Genomic DNA, 20782 nt, shown 5'->3' on the forward strand with positions numbered 1-20782 from the left:
TCACTTTACCTTTAGCTGAGGCTGTGCAGGGTTTTTGGGCTGCGTGCAGAGAAAACCCTGCACCCAGCCCAAGAAGTCTGCACAGCGGGCGGGGCCGCATCAACCAAATGGTTGATTCCAGGTTCAACCCTTACCCCGATGTGGGCAACCCCCGGTGGGAGCTTGAATAGAAGTATCAAGTTTTCCTGTGTTTGAAAGGTAGTGCAGTCATGTTTGTCGGTTGGCGTGACATCCTCTTTGCTAAGGGCCGTTTCACCCTGATTGGGGCGACCGTAGCCCTGATTACCCTGCTGCTGGTCATGCTGACCGGCCTGACCGGCGGGCTGGGTAACCAGAACACCGATGCCCTTGAAAAGATGGGGGCTGACCGCTTCGTATTCGCCCCGTCTGAGAGCGGGGGTAAGGCGTCCTTCACCGATTCCGCTGTCACTGCCGGACTGCAGGAGGAGTGGCAGGCAGCCGGGGCGGACGCCACCCCGGTCGGTTTCCTCACCGGCAAGGTTGAGGGCAACGGAGCCGCTTCGATGAGCCTGATCGCTACCCCCGCCGGTTCTGACCTGGCTGAACACACTGCGCCCCTGCTCCAGGGCACCGAGCCCGGTGACGGCCAAATCGCCCTGCCCACCAGCGTCGCTGAAGAGATCGGCGCGACCGTAGGCGATACCGTTACCTTCTCGGGCACCGATGTGACCGTCTCAGGTATCACCGAAGACACCTTCTACTCCCACACCAACGCAGGCTGGGCAACCACCGCCACCTGGCAGAACATCACCCACCAGCGTGAAACCGAAGGGCAGGACGCCGTGCTCGGCACCGTCCTGGCCGTAACCGGTAGCGCAGACTACACCGCCACCGCAGATGCCACCGGAACCCAGGCCCTGACCACCCGCGAATCATTCGCAGCCCTGCCCGCCTACTCCTCCGAGAACGGTTCCCTCAAAACCATGCAGGGCTTCCTCTACGGCATCTCCGCCCTGGTGATTATCTCCTTCTTGACCGTCTGGACCATTCAACGCGCCCGCGACATCGCCGTCATGCGCGCCCTGGGCGCCTCCCGCACCTTCCTCACCAAGGACGCCCTCGCCCAGGCAGCCGTGATTCTCGCCGTCGGTGCCGCCCTCGGTGCCCTGGTGGGCTGGGGCCTCGGCACCCTGGCCGCAGGAGCCGTACCCTTCCAGCTCTCTACCCTCACCATCGCCGGCCCCGCCGCCGGCATCTGGACCCTGGGCATGGGCGGCGCCCTCATCGCCCTGCGCCGCGTCGCCACCGTAGACCCCATGATTGCCCTCGGCGGCAACTAGAACAGAAAAGAGCCTCACCATGACTGACCTGCTCACCCGCCCCCTGGCCGACGAAACCTTAGCTGCTCCCAGCGTCCTTGAACTGCGCGACATCGTGCTCGACTACCCCGACGGCGTAGACGCCGACGGTACCCCGCGTACCATGCGCGCCCTAGATCAGGTGAACCTCACCGCGAGCCGCGGAGAGTTCATCGCCCTGACCGGTGCCTCTGGCTCGGGTAAGTCCTCCCTGCTATCGGTTGCCGCCGGGCTCATCACCCCCACAGCCGGGGCCCGCCTGATCAACGGCACCGACACCACCGCCTATAGGGACGCCGACCTTGCGGCCCTGCGCCGCACCGACATCGGAATTATCTTCCAGCAGCCCAATCTCATTGCCTCCCTCACCGCCGCCGAACAGCTAGAACTCACCGCCCGCATCAGCGGCGCTCGCGGGGCAGAACTCAAAGCTGCCCGCTCCACCGCTGCCGACCTGCTCGACATGGTAGGGCTGGGCGAAGCTGCTAACCGCCGCGTACACCAGCTCTCCGGCGGCCAGCGCCAGCGCGTCAATATCGCCCGAGCCCTCATGGGCTCGCCTTCCCTGCTCCTGGCTGACGAGCCCACCAGCGCCCTTGACGCTGAACGCTCCGCCGCCATCGTCGAGCTCCTGGCCAACATCACCGCCGAGTTCAAGACCGCAACCCTCATGATCACCCACGACCTCGATCAGGTTCAGCTCACCCACCGGGTAGAACACATGGTTGACGGCCGACTCCAGGCCTGACCGGGAGCCTAGGTTTTACCCAGAGAGACAGCCCTCCCGGGCCCCAGCGGGCAGGGTAAACTTGAAGAGGTCAAAATAACCTTTACAAGGACACACCCGTGATTAACTTTCACCGTAACGAACGCGCAGCCTCCCTGCCCGCCCGTCTCTCCCGCTCCTGGCTACTGGTCTCTGCCGCCGCAGGCGAAGAAACCATCGCCGCAGCCCTCGAATCAGAGGCCGACTCGGTCATCATCGACATCGAAGACGGCTGCCCCGAAGAGCAGAAGGACGAAGCCCGCGAGCACCTCAAAACTATGCTCAACAGCGGCGCTTCAGCCTGGGTTCGCATTAACGGTATTGAAAGTGACCACTGGGCCAAAGACCTTGAAGCCCTCAACCGGGCGAGCGGGCTCAAGGGCGTCATGCTGGCCATGACCGAGCACCCCGACCACGTCACCCGCACCGCCATGATGCTCCCGGCAGGTACCCCCGTCATCGCGCTCATCGAAACCGCCCTGGGCATGGTGAACGTTGTGCGTATTGCCAAGGCCCCCGGCACCTTCCGCCTAGCCTTCGGCGTGGGCGATTACCGCCGTGACACCGGCGTATCAGATGACCGCATCGCGCTGGCCTTTGCCCGCTCCCAGCTGGTGCTAGCCTCCCGCGTGGGCGGCCTGGCAGGCCCCATCGACGGGCCCTCGGTGGGCAAGTACGGTGGCGACCTCCTCCAGGACTGCGCTATTACCACCAGCCACGGTATGACCGGCAAACTCACCCTCGACCCCGCCCAGGCAGAAACCATCAACGTCGGGCTAGCCCCCAGCGCCGACGAGATTAAGTGGGCCCGAGAACTCCTGCAAAAGAGCGAAGGGGATTCAGTACCCCAGGATGGCTCCTACCTGCCCCGTCTTGCCCGCGCCCGCAAGGTCTCATCGCTGGCCAAGACCTACGGCCTGTGGCGTAGCTAGAAGAACTCCCAGGTGGCAGCGGTAGGATAGGCAGCGTGAAGAAATATCTTGGTTTTCAAACGCGCAGGACGCCCAGCGGCGGCTTCTCCCGCGGGTTCCTGCTGCTCTTTGCCCTGCTCCTCGTGCCCTCACTGGCCCTCTGGGGTTTCTACCGCTGGCTCTTTGCCAACGACACCCACCTGCTGGTGGTACCTTTCTTGGCGGTTATCACCGCCTGGATTTGGGCCTATCTAATTGGCTACGGGGCCGAAAACCACATGGACAACGACTAGCCCACCCGCGCAGGCTCGGGTGTCGCCGGAAGCGGGCGGACGCGTCCGCACGGGCGGTCTATAGACAACAAAAAATCTCGCGGCCCGCACCTGAACCGGTGCGGGCCGCGAGATTTTTACTGATGGAGCCCCCAGTCGGATTTGAACCGACGACCTTTTCTTTACGAGGGAAATGCTCTACCCCTGAGCTATGGAGGCATGCTCCCACCCCTTCAACAGGGGCGAACGAAAGAAAACTTTACCAGAAAGAGAGGGCCTCAACCACCGGTTGCCTGCACCGCTGACCAAAAGAGCGGTACCCCCAACCCTAGATTTTGTGGCCTGCGACACTAGAATGGATGGCATGACAAGTTCACAGCGTTCCGGGCTGCACCCCCGCCCGGTTTTCAATCAGCTCCCCAAGTACGCCGCAGGTAAACCTCCGGCACCGGTTGAGGGGCTTACCCAGTACAAGCTCTCATCCAACGAGAACCCCTTCGGCCCGGTAGCCTCGGTCGCTCAGATTCTGGCTGAGTTTGATACCGTCCACCGCTACCCCGACCCGCTCTCCACTGCCCTGCGCACTGCCCTGGGGGAGCACCTGGAGGTTGACCCCGAGGATATCGTTACCGGTGCAGGAAGCCTGGGCGCCCTGACCCAGATTCTGACCACCTTTGCAGGTACCCACGCCGACGGTGTGCAGGACGAAGTTATCTACGCCTGGCGCTCCTTCGAGGCCTACCCCATCTGCGTTGGCCTGGCCGGTGCTAAGAGCGTGCAGGTGCCCAACCTGCCCAACGGTGCCCATGACCTAGATGCCATGGCTGCTGCCGTGACCGGCCAGACCCGCGTCATCCTTATCTGCACCCCCAACAACCCCACCGGCCCTGCCGTCACCGAGTCACAGGTGCGCAACTTCCTGGCCAAGGTACCCAGTGACGTACTCGTGGTGATTGACGAGGCCTACTTCGAGTTCTGCGCGGCCTCCGAGATTCCTGAGGGGCAAGAGCCTCCCGTCAACGGCCTGGACGTCTACCCCGACTACCCCAACGTTGCTATTCTGCGCACCTTCTCCAAGGCCCAGGGCCTGGCTGGTTTGCGCGTGGGCTACTCCATCACCCATCCCGAGGTCACCGCTCACCTGCGCGTGGGTGCCACCCCCTTTGCGGTCAGCGCCCTGGCCGAAAAAGCCGCCGTGGCCTCCCTTGACCATAACGATGAGGTTATGGAACGAGTGGAGCACCTGGTGGCTGAGCGTGAAAAGGTCGTCGCCGGTCTCAAAGATCTGGGCTACTGGGTACCCGAAACCCGAGCCAACTTCGTCTGGCTCCCCCTGGGCGAGCACTCGGCAGCCTTCGCTGCCCTGGCAGAAGCCAACGCCCTGTCCGTGCGCGCTTTCGCCGGCGAGGGCGTGCGCGTGAGCATTGGCGAGGACGAGGCCAATGCCCGCCTGCTCAAAATCGCAGCAGAGTTCGAAGAACGCACTGATAAGCCCCTCTAGGGCAGGCGGACGGTAGGCGGGCAGGGCTGTCCGCCCGCCTACCCCCAACTTATTTGCAATTAATCCCTCAAAATTCTAAAAATAGGCCCTCTCTGCCCCTGAGCAGGCGTAGGGTTAAGAAAAGGTAGTAACAGAGCAAGACCGGAGACCCCATGTCACAGACACAAACCCCAGGTAACTCCTGGGGAATACCAGAGCGTATCCAGCTCATGAACGAAGCGGGTGAGACCACCCCCCACACCAGCTTCTCAGCCTACGCCGACGAACTCAGCGGCGAAGACCTCAAAGACATGTACCGCACCATGGCCCTGACCCGGCGTTTCGATGATGAAATGACAGCGCTTCAGCGCCAGGGGCAGCTGGCCCTCTGGGTTCCCTCCCGCGGGCAGGAAGCTGCCCAGGTGGCGTCCGCCCGTGCCCTTGCCGCCAACGACTACATCTTCCCCTCCTACCGTGACCACGGGGTGCTCCTTGAACGCGGTATCACCCCCGAAGAAATCACCCCCCTCTTCCGGGGCTCAGGCACCCTGGGCTGGGACGCTAAAAAACACAACGTGCACTCCTACACCCTGGTGCTGGCCGCCCAGGTGCTCCACGCCACTGGCTACGCCATGGGGCTGAACCTCGACGCCGAGATCCAGGCAGAAACAGGTCAGGCCCAGACCGGCCAGGGTCAGGCGACCGACCCCGAACAGGACGCCGAGAAGCCCGCCGTAGTGGTCTACTTTGGCGACGGGTCAACAACCGAAGGCGACGTACACGAATCTATGGTCTTTGCGGCCAGCTACAACGCGCCCGTCCTTTTCTTTGTGCAAAATAACCACTGGGCCATCTCTGTGCCCTTTAGCGTGCAGTCCCGCGTGCCCATCTCAACCCGAGCCGCCGGTTACGGCTTCGAGGGCCTGCGCGTGGACGGCAACGACGTGCTAGCCGTCTACGCCGCCACCCGCTACGCTATGGACAAAATCAGGGCGGGGGAGGGGCCCGTGTTGATTGAGGCAGAAACCTACCGGCTCGGCCCCCACACCACGGCCGACGACCCCACCAAGTACCGCCCCGAAGACCACGGCGCCACCTACGAGCCGCTCGACCCCATGGTGCGCCTCGAAGCCTACCTGCGCTCCACCGGCCAGGCCGATGACGCCTTCTTTGACGAGGTCACCAACTACACCAAAGAGCAGGTGAAGGGCGTCCGCTCCTACGTTCTTGCCAGCGAACCGGACACCTTCGAAACCTACCTGGACCGCGCCTACGCGGCCCCCCACCAGCAGGTGGAGGACGACCGCGCCTTCTACCGCGCCTACAACGACGGCTTCGAGGAGGACTAAACCATGTCAGACCAGACCCCTCAGCAGGGCACCGAAACCCTCACCCTGGCTAAGGCTATTACCCGCGCCCTACACGATGAAATGACCGCCAACCGCAAGGTTCTGGCCCTGGGCGAAGACATTGGCAAGCTCGGTGGCGTCTACCGCGTAACCGACGGCCTGCAAAAAACCTTTGGCCCCACCCGCGTCATGGACACCCCCCTGGGCGAATCCGGCATTATCGGCACCTCCATCGGCATGGCCCTGCGCGGCTACCGGCCCGTACCCGAAATCCAGTTCGACGGTTTCGTCTTCCCCGGCTTCAACCAGATCACCTCGCAGCTCTCTAAAATGCACGGCCGCACCCACGGCCAGTACGAGGTGCCCGTTACCGTCCGTATTCCCTACGGCGGCATGATTGGCTCGGTAGAGCATCACTCAGAGTCCCCCGAGGCCCTCTTCACCCACACCCCGGGCCTGCGCGTGGTGACTCCCTCGTCCCCCCACGACGCCTACTGGATGCTCCGCAAAGCCATCGCCCACCCCGACCCGGTCATCTACTTCGAGCCCAAGCGCCGCTACTGGATGAAGGGCGAGGTCAACTTCGCAGATACCAACTTCGACCCCTTTACCGCCCAGGTGGTGCGTGAGGGCGATGATTTGACCATCGCCACCTACGGCCCGCTGGTTCCGGTGGCTCTGGCTGCCGCCCAGGCCGCGGTTGAGGACGGCCACTCCATCGAGGTCATCGACCTGCGCTCCCTCTCACCGCTTGATATCCCCACCATCGAAGCTTCGGTACAAAAAACCGGGCGCCTGGTCGTGGCCCACGAGGCCCCCACCTTCGGCGGTATCGGCTCAGATATCGCAGCCGCCATCACCGAGCGCTGCTTCTACCACCTCGAGGCCCCCGTGATCCGCGTGGGCGGCTACCACATGCCCTACCCCGTCTCCCGCGTCGAAGAAGAGTACGTGCCCGGCATAGACCGCCTGCTCGAAGCCGTCGACCGTTCCCTGGCCTACTAAAGCCCGAAAGGCACACCATGTCACAGATCTTTAACCTGCCCGATGTGGGCGAAGGCCTCACCGAGGCAGAAATCCTCAGCTGGAAGGTAGCCCCCGGCGACACCGTCGAGGTCAACGACGTACTCGTTGAAATCGAGACCGCCAAGTCGGTCGTTGAGCTACCCTCCCCCTACGAGGGCACCGTGCAGGAGCTCCTGGTCGCCGAGGGCGAGACGGTAGAGGTCGGCACCCCTATCATCGCTATTGCCGGGGAGGGCGCCGAAGAAGGCGGGGGGAGTAGGCCTGCGCCAGAGCGTCCGGACGCCGCCCCCCAGCAGGCTGCCGCACCGGCAGGGGAGCAGGGCGGTGGCAACGCCCTGGTAGGCTCAGGCCCCAAGGCCGACCCCGTCAAGCGCCGGGCCCGCAAGAAAGCTAGTCCGCCCGCTGTTGCATCAGCCCAGCCGCCTGCGGTACCTGCCGGCGCTGCTGCGTCCGCTCAGGTACCCGCCTCTGCACCGCTGGGCACCGACAGCCGCCGCCAGCTGCTGACCGGTCTGCCCGCCCGCGCGGGCAAGCTCCTGGGCGAAGGTGGCAAGGGAATGCTCCGCCGCCTGGGAAGCCATGAGCTGCCCGCAGAAACCGGCACCAGTGAGGTGCCCCGCCGCCAGCCCCTGGCCAAGCCCCCCGTGCGTAAGGCCGCCCAAGACATGGGCATCGACCTAGCCCAGGTGACCCCCACCGGCGACCAGGGGCAGGTGACCAAGCGAGACCTACTCAACTACGCAGCCCACCTGAGCCTGAGTGAGCAGGCCAACGTCACCGAAACCACCGACCCCACCAGCTTCTGGATCCCGGCTGGCGCTGGCGGCGACCGCATAGAACGTATCAAGGTCAAGGGCGTGCGGAAGGCTACGGCTAAGGCCATGGTCGAATCCGCTTTCAAGGCCCCGCACGTCTCGATCTTCGTGGACGTGGACGCCACCCGCACCATGGAGTTCGTCAAGCGACTCAAAAAGTCCCCCCAGTTCGAGGGCGTCAAAGTTACCCCGCTGCTGATTCTGGCCAAGGCCGTCATTTGGGCTACCGCCCGAACCCCTCAGGTTAACGCCACCTGGACCGACTCTGAGATTCAGATTAAGCACTTCATGAATCTGGGGATAGCAGCTGCCACCCCGCGCGGCCTGATGGTCCCCAACATCAAGGACGCCCAGACCATGAACCTGCGGGAGCTGGCGCTCGCCCTCAACGACCTAACCACCCGAGCCCGCGAAGGCAAAACCCAGCCCGCTGAGATGCAGCAGGGAACCATGACCATCACCAACATTGGTTCTCTGGGTATTGATACCGGCACCCCGATTATCAACCCCGGTGAGGCCGCCATCATCGCCTTTGGCACTATCAAGCAGAAGCCCTGGGTTGTAGACGGTGAAGTGATTCCCCGCTGGGTCACTACCCTGGGTGGCTCCTTTGATCACCGGGTACTTGATGGCGATCTCTCCGCTAAGTTCTTAGCCGATGTGGCTTCGATCCTAGAAGAGCCTGCCCTGCTTCTGGATATGTAAAAACGCTGGGAAAGCACAAGGCCCGGGCACTGTAAAAGAGTGCCCGGGCCTTGCCGCACACGGTAACCTCGCTGGTCCCGCTGGAAGTTCAACCTGATGGTTAAAAACCAACGGAACAAGTGTGAACATAGTGAGGCTCCCGCCGGTTAGGGCGGGAGCCTCACAACGCCAAGGTACGAAACCTGGAGCATAATCCGAATTATCTCCCCCAAGAAATCCGAATCTATGGGCACTGAGCCCACATGGGTTCAGGTCTCGTAGGTTACCTTATGCCCTTGAAGTACCTCCCTTGATAATCTCTGGGTCAGTCCCCCAACGTCGCCAGAACACCGAGTCCCCCGACTCGATGCAAGAAGCACTCAAGTTACTTAAATTTTAGCTGAGCCCATCGGGGGTTGTATGTCCTCATATAGGGCGACACTAGGGCGTAAGCTGTGGGCAGTAGCCTGACTACTTCCCTCAAAATGCCCACAAGACTGCCCCACCAAAGGTGGAATCTCCAGACTATATAAGCTCTAGAAACGCTCAATCACACCGGTCTGCGAAATCTCGATAGCGCTAGGTTCTTCATCCTCTGAATTACCATCGTGTACCAGCATCACGGCGGTCTGGTCATCGGCCGGGAAGGCACGCACTGTGATAGTACCGCCAGAGGCGTTATCAAAAAGATCAACCGCGCACTGGGTCAGCGCTAAGGAGACCCGCGACGGCAGAGCCGAACCGCGCTCGTCCAGAATATCTACCTTGACCCCGCGCTGGCGAGCCAGCCAGGCGGCGTCCAGAATCTCCTTATTGACGATGTAGCGGCCGCGAATCGTATCGCGCAGCTGGGCCTCGGTGAAACGGAATTCGTCCATCTCGGTGCGGGTCACCGGCGACTCGTTGTAGGCGATACGGTGCAGCATATCCTCGGTCAGGGCCCGGACCTCCTGCACACGCTGGGTGGCAATAACGCCCATATCGGTCTCTTCGGCTCGCCCGGCGTCCGCGATAATGCGCATACCGCGGGCCTGCCGGGTCTTTGAGACTGCTTGCTCAATCTGTTTGGGCACAATCATGCTCACCAGCATGAGCAGGAAGGGGATCGCGAACTCGGTAGAGAGGGTCAGGCGAGTATCGAAATAGTTGGTGTGCCAGCTGAGCACCAGGGCCATGAACCCCAAGAAGAAAAGCCAGCCAAAGAAGGTATGGCGGCGCAGCACCAGCCCCGCAGCGAGCAGGGTGTAGGCCATCAGAGGCCAGGATAGGTTAGAGAAGGTAATCGAGTGGCTGATGGCGCTCAGCGTGGTATCGACCGAGTTCAGAGCCAGCACCATGATGACGGGCATCATGACGTCGGGCAGAGCCAGACGCTTGGTGGGCAGGAAGACCGGCAGGGCGGCTAGAGCGTAGAGACTCAGCAGAATTGCCCAGTGGGGGGCGCGGGTGACGGTGTAGTGGTCGTACCAGAAGAAGAAAGACCCCAGAATCAGCAGGGTGACGGTGCCTAGAATGAGGGTGAGGATGCGGGAGCGGTAGTACTTAGCCAGCATTGGGTTCCTCATGGGGCCACTGGACGACGACGCGGGTACCCTTCTCGGGTGCCGAGGTAATGGTGACCATACCACCGGCGTCCTCCATCGATCGAATCATCGATACGCGCACGCCCAGGCGGCGGAAGTCGATGTCGCTCATGGAGAAGCCCTGGCCCTTATCTGAGATGGTACACAGAATGTAGGGGCGTACCTCGTCGGCGCGGGTGGAGTTAAAGGGGCGTCGCATTTCGGTGCGAATCGAAATCTGGGTGGTACGGGTGCCCGAGTGACGGGCCGAGTTAGACACCGCCTCGGTCACAGCGTGGGTGAAAGCTCGGGCTGCGGTGTAGGGCAGGGTTGAATCCGGGCTGGCCAGGGGGTGCTTTTCGATGGAGTCTGAGACAAACCGCAGGCGCTGGTTCCAGGGTTCTACACCTTCTGCGATCTGCTCGGTGAGGGCCTGGAAGGTGATGGGACGCTGGGGTTGGGACTTGAGGGCTTCTTCTTCGAGCACGCCGATGGCGCGGCGGGCCAGCAGACGGGTACGCTGGGGTAGCTCGCCGGGGTTGCGGCTGGCATCGAGCAGGGCTGCCATGACGTTATCGTGCACCAGCTTGTCGAAGTCCTGCAGCTCCTTGGCGTAGTCACGGGAGCGGTTGAGCAGTAGCTGGGCAGAGAGGGTCTCGTAGTAGGTTTTATCTGATTCGCGGACGGCGTTCAGGGCAAAGCGGGCCAGACCAGCTAGCAGGGCGCAACAGAAGCCTAAATAGGTAACTCGAATAAGGAGCTCTGTGCCATCGAGCGGGGCTCCTGTGAGCAGGTGGGCTGTTACGGAGCTAGCCACCAGTAGGACCGGGAAGACCACGCTGTGAATAATGCTTTCACGAGGGCTTTCTTCAAAGACCGGTACCAGCATGGCGTAGATGCCAAAGAGCCAGGACCAGGGGATAGCCGAATTCTCAGCCCCCTCGGTGAAGGGCCACAGGATGTAGGAGCCGTAGGCGATGACCAGCATAAAGCTGACCACCTTGGCAGAGACTTCCTTGCGGATGCCGTTGAACATGAGCAGGGCTGCGTGGGCCACCAGCAGGGGGATAACCGCCAGATACCAGTAGGAATCGCCGCCACGAATCTCGGAGATATTGGCAAGTGACTGGCAGAGCAGGCCTACCGCAACCAGGGAGTAGATGATTTCCAGGGTGCAGTAGAGGCCGAAGGAGCTCGGGCCCATCAGTCGCTGCTGCCCGGTGGTGAGGGAGAGCGACTTGAAGGAGAAGGAACGGATGCGGTCCGCCCGCGACGGTTGTAGCGCGTGGGCTAGGTCCCGGGAGGCGCCGCCGGTGGTGGTAGACAGGGTGCGTCCTTAGGTCTTCGCTTCTTAGAGGTTGCGGTCTGCGGTGGAGGTGTCTTCCATGGAGTCGACCAGGCCGTCTTCGATGGCGCGAATACGCAGGTCAATCTTGGTGGGGGCGGGGCGGCCGACGCGGGCGTACTTTTCGCGGATGCGGTCGATGTTGGTCTTAACAGCGGACTGCTTGATGCCCATACGGCGGGCTACCTGCACCTGCGCGAAACCTGATGCGTAGAGGCGCAGGGTTTCCTGCTCGCGGGGTGAGAGGTTGGCGCGGGAGAACTCGTGGTCACCGTCGATTGCTGCTGCCAGTTCCTTGGTGACAACGGCCTTGCCTTCGGCGATGTTCTTGGCTTCTGCCAGGGCGTGTTCCAGGGGTTCTGACTTGCGCACCAGGCCCAGGGCCCCCGCTTTGAGGGCTTCACGAATCAGGCCGGGGTTCTCGCCGATGCTGAAGATGAGCACCTTGATGCCGGCGCGCTGCAGAATATCGACGTTTTCTGAGGGGCGGGACTTATCTTGCAGGGAGAGGTCGAGCAGCACGACGTCGCAGTCGCGCTTGAGCTTGCCCAGGTCAGCGGACGAGGGGTCGGAGAGGCTGCGGCCCAGAGCAACGAGCAGGTCGGCTGCGGTGGGGGCTGCGGCGACCAGTTCGATTTCGCTGGCGCCTGCTGCGACTGCTCGCATACCTTCGCGGACGACTTCGTGGTCATCGACAATGCCTACGCGTACTACGCTCATGATCCCTACTTACCTCGTGTGCTGGCGCAACCTTCACCTGTGGGCGGTGGCTGCTCAGCGGTTGCTGGGTGTGGTGCGGTGAGCAGACTGGGGTGTTTTTCTTACGAAAATATTTTACAGGCAAAGTGTGGTTCGTGGGCTGAACTGTGGGCGCGGTGACGCGCTCTTACTGTTTTAGCGGCTGTGGGCGTCCGCGGTAGTCAGGGCACGGTGGTAGCGCAGGCCCAACCCGGCTCCTGCGAGGGCGGCAAGAAGAGCTAGGACGCCGGTGGCCAGGACGGTCAGGGCACCGATAGGTAAATCGGGGGCCAAGAGCGGCTGGAGGGCGTAGGCGGGTGCTAGGGGGTGTGTGAGCTGGGCAGTTGCCCAGGTGAGCAGGGTGGCAAGCAGAACGCCCAGGGTGCTAACAGCCAGGACGCCCACAGCCTGCTTGCTGGGGGCTAGGGCCGTCATGCGCGAGGCGGTGTAGCCGCCAAGCCCGAAGGCAAGGGAGAGAACAAGCGCAACCGTGATGAGCCAGGGTAAGGCCTGGGCGCGGCTAGCGGGTGCAGTGACCGCCAGAACCGTTTCGGTGAGGCCGCTGTAGGTAGATACTCCCAGCAGCCCCATGAGAGTTCGAGCTAGGGCCAGGCCCCCGGTGGCCAAACCGTAGGCAACCAGCGCACCGCAGAAAGCCGGGATGAACTGCACCCGTTTGAGGGCAGCAGCGGGCATCGTCGCGCCCAGATTCGCTGCCGGGCGGGCGGACGCCGGTACCGCCTGCAGGGGCTGGGCAGGAGTTGCCGGTTCAGCAGAATAAACCTGCTGCGTGGGCTGGGGCTGCGCCTGGGGCGGTGCGGTCTGCTGGTACTCCTGGCCCGCCTGCGGGCTGCGCTGGTAGCGGGTAGCCGAGACCCCGGCGTCCGCAGGGGTGGGCGCCTGGCTGCTGCCAGCGTCCTGCCCGAAGGTACGCGGGTCGAGCACCCGGGTGGGGTCGGAGTCCTCAAAGACCGCGTCCCACTCATCAAAGTCGCGGCGGTTCTGGGACGGCTCGGTCACCGGTACCCCTTTCTGTAGTGGAAATACTTAGGCTAGCCCCAGAGCCTGGGGGCTGTACTGGTGGGCCGGGTCGGCGGGGCGCTCATCGGCATTCACATACTTAATGACCCGTGCGGGGTTGCCGACAGCCACAGCATTGGCCGGAACATCCTTGGTCACCACGGCCCCGGCCCCAATCACGGCATTCTCGCCCACCGTGACGCCGGGGCAGAGGATAGCCCCGCCGCCAATCCAGACGTTGCGACCCACCGTAATCGGCAGGCCACCTTCCCACAGGGCCTCGCGGTCTACCGGATTCAACGGGTGGGTGGGGGTCAAGAACTGTACATTGGGGCCCACCAGGACGGCATCGCCAAAGGTAATGGGGGCAACGTCCAGAAAAACGCAACCAAAGTTAAAGAAACAGCCCGCCCCGATATGGGTGTTGACCCCGTAATCGAAGGCCACCGAAGGGCGAATCATCGACCCCTCACCAAGCGACCCCACAATCTGGGCCAGCACTTCCTGTTTGCGCTTATCGCGGGCCCGGTACAGACGGGTGTACTCCTCAACCAGCTCCACCACCCGGTAATGGGTATCGGCGCACTCCTGGTCGGGGCGGTAGGCAAAGCCCGCCGTCATCTGTTCAAAGACGCTCTTACCGGCGCGCAGTTCATCCCAGTTCGTCATGCTAGCTCCCATACATCAGGGTCATTAGAGCAATAATCGCCAGACCAACCCCGATTGCAATGAGACCGGCAATAATCATGCGCTTGTTAATCTCTCGCATGAGCTCCCGGAATTCCTCGGGGCTAATATCGTCATTTCTACGTCGAGCCATACCCCTAAGTATGTCAGCTCCACCGCCCCTGTGGCACAATCGTGTGTATGCAGTCAGCCGAAAATTCACCCCAGACCGACACCGACTTCCCCTTAGCCCACCGCCCCTGGGTCAAGAACTACCGCGAAGGCACAGGACGCGACGTAGACCTGCCGGAGACCTCCCTCTCCCACCTCATGGCAGAGGCCGTCCGCACCGTTCCCCACAAAATCGCCCTCGAGTTCTTCGGTGCCACCACCACCTACGGCGAACTGGGCGACCAGATCCTGCGCGTCGCTGAAGGCCTCCGCAAGGCCGGTATCCAGCACGGGGACCGCGTTGCCCTCGTCCTGCCCAACTGCCCTCAGCACATTGTGGCCTTCTACGCGATCCTGCGCCTGGGCGCCGTCGTTGTAGAACACAACCCCCTCTACACCTCAGCTGAACTGCGCCACATGTTCGAAGACCACGGGGCAAAGGCCGCCATCGTCTGGGACAAAATCGCCGACAACATCACCTCCCTGCCCGCCGACATCCGCCCCAAGAACATCTACGCGGTCAACATGATTGAAGAAATGCCCTTCACCATGCGCACCGCCCTCAAGCTGCCCATCGGCAAGCTCAAGGAATCCCGCGAAAAACTCGAAGGCACCGCCCGCGGCACCACCCCCTGGCGCCAGTTCATGAAGAACCAGCCCCTGGCCGCCGACCACCACCGTCCTACCGCCTACGACCTGGCGCTACTGCAATACACCTCGGGCACCACCGGCCTGCCCAAGGGCGTCATGCTCACCCACCGCAACCTCGAATCAAACGGCCGCATGGGTGAAGAGTGGATCCAGCCCGGCAACGATGAGGTCATCTACGCCGTCCTGCCCCTCTTCCACGCCTACGGCATGACCCTGGGGCAGACCATCGCGGCAGTGTGTAAGGCACGCCTGGTGCTCTTCCCCACCGTAGACATGGACCTGATCTTCCGGGCCATGAAAAAAACAACACCCACGATTCTGCCCGCAGTTCCCCCTGTCTACCGCCGCATGCTTGAAGAAGCTAAGAAGCGTAACGTCTCTTTGCAAGGTATCCGTTATGCGGTCTCTGGTGCTATGCACCTGCCCACCGAACTCGTCGCAGAATGGGAAGAAGCCACCGGGGGCCTGCTCGTAGAGGGCTACGGCCTCTCTGAATGCTCACCCCTGGTCTCCTGCAACCCGCTCAACTCCACCCGCCGAGCCGGTTCTATTGGCGTGCCCTTCCCCTCAACCGATATCCGCGTCGTTGATCCCGAAACCCTCCAGGACGTCCCCGACGGGGCTGAGGGGGAACTGCTGGTACGCGGCCCCCAGGTCATGCGCGGCTACTGGAAGCGCGGCGAAGACACCAGCAAGACCCTGCTGCCCGGAGGCTGGCTACGCACCGGCGACATTGTGCGCTTGGATCACGACTACTTCATCGAAATCGTTGACCGCATCAAGGAAGTCATTATCACCGGCGGCTTCAACGTCTCACCCACTGAGGTTGAAAACGTGCTCAAGCAGCACGACTCGGTAGCGGACTGCGCCGTTGTCGGCCTGCCCGATGGCTCAGGCGGTGAAAAGGTTACCGCAGCAATCATCCCTGCCGAGGGCCACGCCATCGACCCCGAAGAGCTCAAACAGCACTGCTACGAGCGCCTGACCCGCTACAAGGTGCCCAAGAACTACTACGAGGTCGAGGAGCTGCCTCGCTCCATGCTGGGCAAGACCCTGCGCCGTAAGGTACGCGAAAGTCTCGAAGCCAAATACAGCTAGGCTATGCAGGCTCGCGCTGGATGGAGCCCAGCAGATTCCGAGCGCGCGAGGAAATAAATCTGCGGGCGGAATAGGCGCAAGCCTGACCCTCACGCCCCGCCTGACGGCGGATTTCGTTCGCTCTTGCGTGCTCGCGCGCTCGCACCCGCTCACTTCATCCCAGCCAGCAGCTGCGCTGCGAGCCTGCTCCGCCTATCCTGATAATAAGAGCTAACCTCGCAGCACGCCCTGCAGGGAGCCGTCCGGCCCCAGCAGGGCGTAGCTGTCTGCGGTCTGCGCTAGGCCAAGGGCAGCAGCGGGGACGCTGGTGGCAGCCCGGGCTGCTTCTGCTAGGGGAACCCCGAAAGCAACAGCCTGCTCCACTGCCCGCGCCAGGGTGAGCGTACTACCGGCAATTGTCTCGGTGCCCTTGATTCGGGCAACGGAATCCTGCACCTCTACCGCTAAAGAACCCAGCCGGTAGGGGCCGTCTGCGCACCCGGCGGCAGCCATCGCGTCCGTCACCAGGGCTACCCGACCGGGGGCAAGCGAGAAGGCTGCCCGCACCATAGGCCCGTACACATGAACCCCATCGCAAATAAGCTCCAGGGTCACGTGCGGGCTATCAGCTGCGGCGGCAACCGGGCCAGGCTGACGATGGTGTAGAGGGCGCATGGCGTTGTAGGTGTGGGTCAGCAGGGAGGCACCCTCATCGAAAGCGGCCTTGGCTTGTTCATAGGTGGCGTCCGTATGCCCTACAGCAACCCGGATGCCCAGCTCCACACAGCGCCGCAGAGTAGCTAGACCGGGGTCGGTCTCGGGAGCCAGGGTAATCTGTAGGAGCCTACCTTCAGAGGCCTCCCAGAGCTGTTCAAGGGCGTCGGGCGTGGGCACCCGGAGAGTCTCGGGGGCGTGGGCACCCTTGTGGGCGGGGGAGATAAAGGGCCCCTCAGCGTGAAACCCGTGCAAGGTGGCCTGCCCCGGCACCTGCTGACCCATCAAGGGGAGCAGGGCCTTCATCGTGGCCTGCATCTGCTCCAGGGGGTTAGAGACCAGAGACGCTACCAGGGCGGACGTACCCGCCTGCCCGTGCACGCGCAGGGCGGCAGCTACATCGGGGGCATCCTCAAAAGCTATGCCGCCCCCGCCGTGGCAATGAATATCGGTGAACCCCGGGGCTAGAAGCCAGCCTCCCGCATCGCGCACCTCAGCCTGGGCTAGCTGGTCGGCACTTAGCTGCTGCTTCCAGGTTTCACCCTCACCGGCAGCCAGCAGGCGCTCGCCTTCTACTAGGGCCCAGCCGGTGGGGCTGGCCGGTGAGGTGAGTCGGGTCAGAGAGTGAAAAAGAATAGTGCGCGACATAGGGGCCCCTTATCAATACGTCATATTTTTGTGCTGGTGGGTATTTATACATATATTTTCGTACTATATTCTTATGGAAATAATTATATGTGATTCAAAGGACCAAGCGGGAGCTTATGCTGCCTCCCTTATTGCTATGGTGACCGAGCGAAATAATCAGCGGGGCACCTCAACCGTGTGGGGTGTGGCAACCGGTTCATCGCCTGAGAGCACCTATGAGCATCTTGCTGCCCGGGTTCAAGCTGGTCTCGATGTGAGCGCAGTGAGCGCTTTTGCTCTCGATGAGTATGTGGGGCTTGACCCTGCCCACCCGGAGTCCTACCACAGTGTCATTGATGACCAGGTGGTGCAGAAGGTAGGTCTGAGTTCCGAACGCGTGCATGTGCTCAATGGTATGGCCGAAGATATTCCGGCTGAGTGCGCCGCCTACGAGGCCGCCATAAAGGACGAAGGCGGAGTTGACGTGCAGATCCTTGGTATAGGCGCCAATGGGCATATAGGCTTTAATGAGCCTGGCTCCTCCCTAGCATCTCGTACCCGCATCAAGACTCTGGCTCCCAAGACCGTGGCAGATAATGCCCGCTTCTTCAACGGTGATACCTCAAAGGTGCCGGTTCACTGCCTTACTCAGGGCATCGGTACCATCATGGAGGCCCGCAAAATCGTGCTGGTTGCTGACGGTGAGAACAAGGCGGCCGCTATTGCTGGTATGGCCGAGGGCCCGGTGACTGCCTCTTGCCCCGGTTCGATTTTGCAGCTGCACCCTGACGTCACCGTGGTTATCGACGAGGCAGCGGCCTCCCAGCTTAAAAATGCAGAATATTACCGTTTTGCCCAAAACAATATTCCCTTTTTCCAAAAGCCAGAAAATATCGGGGCATAAAAATATATAAAAAGGGCCGGGGCGTAAATGTTGCCCCGGCCTTTTTTATTTATTGAGTCATTGCCTCTTTAAACCAACCCGTAATAGAAATCGGGTGGGTGATGGCGGTGCCGACGACGACGGCGTGGGCGCCAGCATCGAGAGCAGCTCGGGCCTGGGCGGGAGTGTGCACGCGTCCTTCTGCGATGAGGGGGCGGCCCAGGTTACGGGCGGCGATGGCTTCGAGGAGTTCGAGGTCGGGGCCGTTGGTTTTGGGGCGGGCACCGGTGTAGCCTGCCAGGGTGGTTCCGATGAAGTCGGCACCGGCCTCTGCCGCGGCAAGAGCAGAATCGAGGGAGTCGCAGTCTGCCATGACCAGGGCATTTGACCCCTCATGAACCCCGCGCACAACCTCAGCCAGGCTCAGACCATCAGGCCGGTCGCGCAGGGTACCGTCGAGGGCGACGATGTGGGCTCCTGCCTGGGCAACGGCGAGGGCGTGGTGCAGGGTGGGGGTGATGAAGATGCCGTCGTGGCCGTCCTTCCAGAGCCCGATGACGGGTACCTCCACGGCAGTGCGGGTGAACTGGATATCTGCTAGGCCTTGCACGCGTACGGCGGCGGCTCCACCGAGGACGGCGGAGGCGGCGACCTGGCCAGTAGTTCGTGGGTCGCGCATGGGTTCGCCAGGGTAGGCCTGGGCGGAGACGATGAGCTGGCCTGCGAGGAGGTCGGTGAGCTGGTCGGGAGTGAACACGGTGTTTTCCTAGCGGGTGACGAAGTCGGGGATGAGGGTGGCGGCCCCGAGCAGGGGCGCGTCGGAGCCGAGGGTGGCGCGGACGATGGTGGTTTCGGCAGCCTGCCCCAGGGCGGCGCCGAGGTAGGCGGCAGCCATGTCGTTCCACCAGCGTTTGCCGAGGTTAACGACACCCCCGGAGACGACGATGAGGTGGGGGTCGAGGATGGTGGCCAGGTCCCCGAGGGCGATACCGGCGGTGCGGGCTCCAAGGGCGATGGCGTCACAGGCGATAGGGTCACCTGCATCGGCCAGGTGTTCGAGGTCGAAGAGGTTGGCGGCGGGGCTTTCGCCGCCGAGGCGGTGGTAGCTGGAGACGATGCCGGTGCCGGAGGCAACGGCTTCTACATGGCCTGTTCCGCCGCAGGTGCAGGTGATGCCGACTGCCCAGGGGGAGGAGAAGTGGCCCACGTGCCCGGCTAGGGAATGGGCTCCTCTCATCTGGGTACCTCCGCTGATGTAGGAGCCGCCAACGCCGGTACCGAAGGCTACCATGAGGCTGGTTTCGGCGGTGGAGGTGGCACCCTGCCAGGCTTCGCCCAGGGCGTGGGCGTGGACGTCATTGACGGCATAGGCCTGCAGGCCGGTGCGGTCGGTGACGATGGCTGCCAGCGGGGTGCCACTCCAGTCGTGGATGAGGTTGGCCGCGGTAATGACCTGCCCTTCTTCACCGATGACGCCTGCGGATCCGATACCGATGCCGACGGGCTGGTAGCCGCGGCTGCGGGCCAGATCGGCGAGGTCGGCTAAGGCAGACGCGGTGTGCTCGGCGAGTTTGGTTCCTCCGGCCTGGGCCTGGGTGGGGATTTTATCCCGGTGCAGGACGCCGCCGGTGGGGGAGATGATGCCGAGGGCGGTTTTGGTGCCGCCGAGATCTGCGGTGAGTGCTACGGGCTGGTGGGTCATGAGGGCGTCCCTTTCTCAGGTGGAGGGGCTAGATGAGCCCGACTGATTCGACGATAGAGCGGATACGCTGGGTTTCGGTGTCGCCGAGGGTTTCCATGGGCTGGGACATGGTGTTGGAGTCGAGTACTCCCATGACCTGCAGGGCGGTTTTGAAGGCGCCGAGGCCTGCGGCGCCGCCGGAGACGCTGGGGGTTTCGACAAAGACGATGTCGAAGAGGCGGGCCAAGCGGTCCTGTTCGGTGCGGGCGGTTTCCCAGTCGCCTGCGCGGGCTGCCTCGTAGAGGCGCTTGTAGCCTGCGGGGTCGACGTTGCCGAGGCCGGGTACGAGGCCTGCGGCGCCTGAGAGCATGGCGCCGTCGCAGACAACTTCGTGGCCGGTGAAAGCGGCGAAGCCGTCGAGGTCGCGGGTAGCGAGGGTGAGCTGGCGGAAGGAGACGTCGTCACCGGATGAGTCTTTAACGCCCGCAATGACGCCCTCGCGGGCTAGCTTGGTGAGCAGGGGCAGGGGGAGCTTCTGCTTGGTGCGGACCGGTACGTCGTAGGCGAAAACGGGGACGTCGACAGCGTCGGCGATAGCGCGGAAGTGGCGTTCTTCTTCGAAGGCATTGTCGATGGCGTAGAACTGGCTGGTAACGACGATGGCCTCACCGCCGATGGCCAGCAGGCGCTTGGCTTCGTCGATGACGCGGGCGGTGGTCATGTCGTTGATACCGACGATGAGGGGGACCCGGCCGGCGATGGCGTCCACGCAGGTTGTGAGCACGGTTTCGCGTTCTTCGTTGGTCAGGTAGAGGACCTCGGATGAGGAGCCCAGGGCGAAGATGCCGTCTACTCCGCCGTCGATGAGGTGGTCGATGAGGCGGCGCAGGGAGGGAATATCGAGGGCACCGTCAGCGGTGCGGGGGGTGAGCAGGGGCGGGATGACGCCGGAGAAAGCGGGTGCGGTCATGGGGTGTTCTCCTTGGTTGGGTGGGGGCGGCGCGGTGGCTCGACTGTGAGGGGCC

Annotated in this window: 20 protein-coding genes and 1 tRNA gene; 10 read left to right on the top strand and 11 right to left on the bottom strand. The window is 62.8% G+C overall.

The window, feature by feature from the left end; genetic code table 11:
• Positions 1–209 precede the first annotated feature (209 nt).
• The 4 genes from L7A20_RS01705 to L7A20_RS01720 all read left to right on the top strand — a co-directional run bounded on the left by L7A20_RS01705 (position 210) and on the right by L7A20_RS01720 (position 3289).
• Positions 210–1301, top strand: coding sequence for an ABC transporter permease (locus L7A20_RS01705; RefSeq protein WP_237222171.1), 1092 nt, complete (start codon positions 210–212; stop codon positions 1299–1301).
• A gap of 19 nt (positions 1302–1320) precedes the next feature.
• Positions 1321–2067, top strand: a complete 747-nt coding sequence (locus L7A20_RS01710) for an ABC transporter ATP-binding protein (RefSeq protein ID WP_237222172.1) — start codon at positions 1321–1323, stop codon at positions 2065–2067.
• Between the two features lie 98 nt (positions 2068–2165).
• A complete protein-coding gene (locus L7A20_RS01715) occupies positions 2166–3017 on the top strand; it encodes an HpcH/HpaI aldolase/citrate lyase family protein (RefSeq protein ID WP_423817412.1) in 852 nt (283 codons plus the stop codon).
• 35 nt (positions 3018–3052) lie between these two features.
• Positions 3053–3289, top strand: coding sequence for a hypothetical protein (locus L7A20_RS01720; RefSeq protein WP_237199563.1), 237 nt, complete (start codon positions 3053–3055; stop codon positions 3287–3289).
• 123 nt (positions 3290–3412) lie between these two features.
• Here L7A20_RS01720 and L7A20_RS01725 read toward each other — a convergent pair.
• Positions 3413–3487 (bottom strand) — tRNA-Thr (locus tag L7A20_RS01725).
• Positions 3488–3632: 145 nt separating this feature from the next.
• Here L7A20_RS01725 and L7A20_RS01730 point away from each other — a divergent pair.
• The 4 genes from L7A20_RS01730 (at position 3633) to L7A20_RS01745 (ending at position 8643) form a co-directional block, all read left to right on the top strand.
• Entirely contained in the window at positions 3633–4769 is a 1137-nt protein-coding gene (locus L7A20_RS01730) for a histidinol-phosphate transaminase (protein ID WP_237222173.1), read from the top strand.
• Positions 4770–4921: 152 nt separating this feature from the next.
• Entirely contained in the window at positions 4922–6097 is a 1176-nt protein-coding gene (locus L7A20_RS01735; RefSeq protein WP_237222174.1) for a thiamine pyrophosphate-dependent enzyme, read from the top strand.
• A gap of 3 nt (positions 6098–6100) precedes the next feature.
• Positions 6101–7102: an alpha-ketoacid dehydrogenase subunit beta gene (locus L7A20_RS01740; protein WP_237222175.1), complete on the top strand. Its 1002-nt coding sequence runs from the start codon at positions 6101–6103 to the stop codon at positions 7100–7102.
• A gap of 17 nt (positions 7103–7119) precedes the next feature.
• Positions 7120–8643: a dihydrolipoamide acetyltransferase family protein gene (locus tag L7A20_RS01745; RefSeq protein ID WP_237222176.1), complete on the top strand. Its 1524-nt coding sequence runs from the start codon at positions 7120–7122 to the stop codon at positions 8641–8643.
• 515 nt (positions 8644–9158) lie between these two features.
• Here L7A20_RS01745 and L7A20_RS01750 read toward each other — a convergent pair.
• The 6 genes from L7A20_RS01750 to L7A20_RS01775 form a co-directional block, all read right to left on the bottom strand.
• The gene (locus L7A20_RS01750; protein ID WP_237222177.1) at positions 9159–10187 is read right to left on the bottom strand and encodes a hypothetical protein; all 1029 of its coding nucleotides are present in this window, start codon (positions 10185–10187) and stop codon (positions 9159–9161) included.
• A complete protein-coding gene (locus L7A20_RS01755) occupies positions 10165–11388 on the bottom strand; it encodes an ATP-binding protein (RefSeq protein ID WP_237222178.1) in 1224 nt (407 codons plus the stop codon). Before L7A20_RS01755 ends, L7A20_RS01750 begins: the two co-directional genes overlap by 23 nt.
• A gap of 147 nt (positions 11389–11535) precedes the next feature.
• The gene (locus tag L7A20_RS01760) at positions 11536–12249 is read right to left on the bottom strand and encodes a response regulator transcription factor (RefSeq protein ID WP_237185161.1); all 714 of its coding nucleotides are present in this window, start codon (positions 12247–12249) and stop codon (positions 11536–11538) included.
• Between the two features lie 174 nt (positions 12250–12423).
• Positions 12424–13287, bottom strand: coding sequence for a hypothetical protein (locus L7A20_RS01765; RefSeq protein ID WP_237222179.1), 864 nt, complete (start codon positions 13285–13287; stop codon positions 12424–12426).
• A gap of 27 nt (positions 13288–13314) precedes the next feature.
• Positions 13315–13956, bottom strand: a complete 642-nt coding sequence (locus L7A20_RS01770) for a sugar O-acetyltransferase (protein WP_237222180.1) — start codon at positions 13954–13956, stop codon at positions 13315–13317.
• 1 nt (position 13957) lies between these two features.
• The gene (locus L7A20_RS01775) at positions 13958–14107 is read right to left on the bottom strand and encodes a hypothetical protein (RefSeq protein WP_237222181.1); all 150 of its coding nucleotides are present in this window, start codon (positions 14105–14107) and stop codon (positions 13958–13960) included.
• A gap of 47 nt (positions 14108–14154) precedes the next feature.
• On the opposite strand from L7A20_RS01775, the gene L7A20_RS01780 reads away from it, so the two are divergent.
• Positions 14155–15873, top strand: a complete 1719-nt coding sequence (locus L7A20_RS01780) for a long-chain-fatty-acid--CoA ligase (protein ID WP_237222182.1) — start codon at positions 14155–14157, stop codon at positions 15871–15873.
• Positions 15874–16083: 210 nt separating this feature from the next.
• Here the strand turns inward: L7A20_RS01780 and L7A20_RS01785 are convergent, their stop codons facing one another.
• Positions 16084–17214, bottom strand: coding sequence for an N-acetylglucosamine-6-phosphate deacetylase (locus L7A20_RS01785; protein ID WP_237222183.1), 1131 nt, complete (start codon positions 17212–17214; stop codon positions 16084–16086).
• A 73-nt stretch (positions 17215–17287) separates the two neighbouring features.
• On the opposite strand from L7A20_RS01785, the gene nagB reads away from it, so the two are divergent.
• On the top strand, positions 17288–18097 hold the full coding sequence (gene nagB / locus L7A20_RS01790) for a glucosamine-6-phosphate deaminase (protein WP_237222184.1): 810 nt from the start codon (positions 17288–17290) through the stop codon (positions 18095–18097).
• A gap of 49 nt (positions 18098–18146) precedes the next feature.
• On the opposite strand, the gene L7A20_RS01795 is transcribed toward nagB, so the two are convergent.
• From L7A20_RS01795 to L7A20_RS01805, 3 genes are read right to left on the bottom strand one after another with little or no spacing between them, the layout of a single operon-like run.
• Complete coding sequence (locus L7A20_RS01795; RefSeq protein WP_237222185.1) at positions 18147–18833, bottom strand: N-acetylmannosamine-6-phosphate 2-epimerase; 687 nt, start codon at positions 18831–18833, stop codon at positions 18147–18149.
• A 9-nt stretch (positions 18834–18842) separates the two neighbouring features.
• A complete protein-coding gene (locus L7A20_RS01800; protein ID WP_237222186.1) occupies positions 18843–19778 on the bottom strand; it encodes an ROK family protein in 936 nt (311 codons plus the stop codon).
• 28 nt (positions 19779–19806) lie between these two features.
• Positions 19807–20727, bottom strand: coding sequence for a dihydrodipicolinate synthase family protein (locus L7A20_RS01805; protein ID WP_237222187.1), 921 nt, complete (start codon positions 20725–20727; stop codon positions 19807–19809).
• Between the last annotated feature and the right edge of the window lie 55 nt (positions 20728–20782).

This window comes from Rothia nasimurium, from assembly GCF_928381415.1.
GTDB lineage: Bacteria > Actinomycetota > Actinomycetes > Actinomycetales > Micrococcaceae > Rothia > Rothia nasimurium_H.

What these genes read in the sequence shown, in the direction of transcription:
- L7A20_RS01705 (WP_237222171.1), top strand. Translation starts at nt 210, where the DNA reads ATGTTTGTCGGTTGGCGTGACATCCTCTTTGCTAAGGGCCGTTTCACC.
- L7A20_RS01710 (WP_237222172.1), top strand. Translation starts at nt 1,321, where the DNA reads ATGACTGACCTGCTCACCCGCCCCCTGGCCGACGAAACCTTAGCTGCT.
- L7A20_RS01730 (WP_237222173.1), top strand. Translation starts at nt 3,633, where the DNA reads ATGACAAGTTCACAGCGTTCCGGGCTGCACCCCCGCCCGGTTTTCAAT.
- L7A20_RS01735 (WP_237222174.1), top strand. Translation starts at nt 4,922, where the DNA reads ATGTCACAGACACAAACCCCAGGTAACTCCTGGGGAATACCAGAGCGT.
- L7A20_RS01740 (WP_237222175.1), top strand. Translation starts at nt 6,101, where the DNA reads ATGTCAGACCAGACCCCTCAGCAGGGCACCGAAACCCTCACCCTGGCT.
- L7A20_RS01745 (WP_237222176.1), top strand. Translation starts at nt 7,120, where the DNA reads ATGTCACAGATCTTTAACCTGCCCGATGTGGGCGAAGGCCTCACCGAG.
- L7A20_RS01750 (WP_237222177.1), bottom strand. Translation starts at nt 10,187, where the DNA reads ATGAGGAACCCAATGCTGGCTAAGTACTACCGCTCCCGCATCCTCACC.
- L7A20_RS01755 (WP_237222178.1), bottom strand. Translation starts at nt 11,388, where the DNA reads ATGGGCCCGAGCTCCTTCGGCCTCTACTGCACCCTGGAAATCATCTAC.
- L7A20_RS01760 (WP_237185161.1), bottom strand. Translation starts at nt 12,249, where the DNA reads ATGAGCGTAGTACGCGTAGGCATTGTCGATGACCACGAAGTCGTCCGC.
- L7A20_RS01770 (WP_237222180.1), bottom strand. Translation starts at nt 13,956, where the DNA reads ATGACGAACTGGGATGAACTGCGCGCCGGTAAGAGCGTCTTTGAACAG.
- L7A20_RS01775 (WP_237222181.1), bottom strand. Translation starts at nt 14,107, where the DNA reads ATGGCTCGACGTAGAAATGACGATATTAGCCCCGAGGAATTCCGGGAG.
- L7A20_RS01780 (WP_237222182.1), top strand. Translation starts at nt 14,155, where the DNA reads ATGCAGTCAGCCGAAAATTCACCCCAGACCGACACCGACTTCCCCTTA.
- L7A20_RS01785 (WP_237222183.1), bottom strand. Translation starts at nt 17,214, where the DNA reads ATGTCGCGCACTATTCTTTTTCACTCTCTGACCCGACTCACCTCACCG.
- nagB (WP_237222184.1), top strand. Translation starts at nt 17,288, where the DNA reads ATGGAAATAATTATATGTGATTCAAAGGACCAAGCGGGAGCTTATGCT.
- L7A20_RS01800 (WP_237222186.1), bottom strand. Translation starts at nt 19,778, where the DNA reads ATGACCCACCAGCCCGTAGCACTCACCGCAGATCTCGGCGGCACCAAA.
- L7A20_RS01805 (WP_237222187.1), bottom strand. Translation starts at nt 20,727, where the DNA reads ATGACCGCACCCGCTTTCTCCGGCGTCATCCCGCCCCTGCTCACCCCC.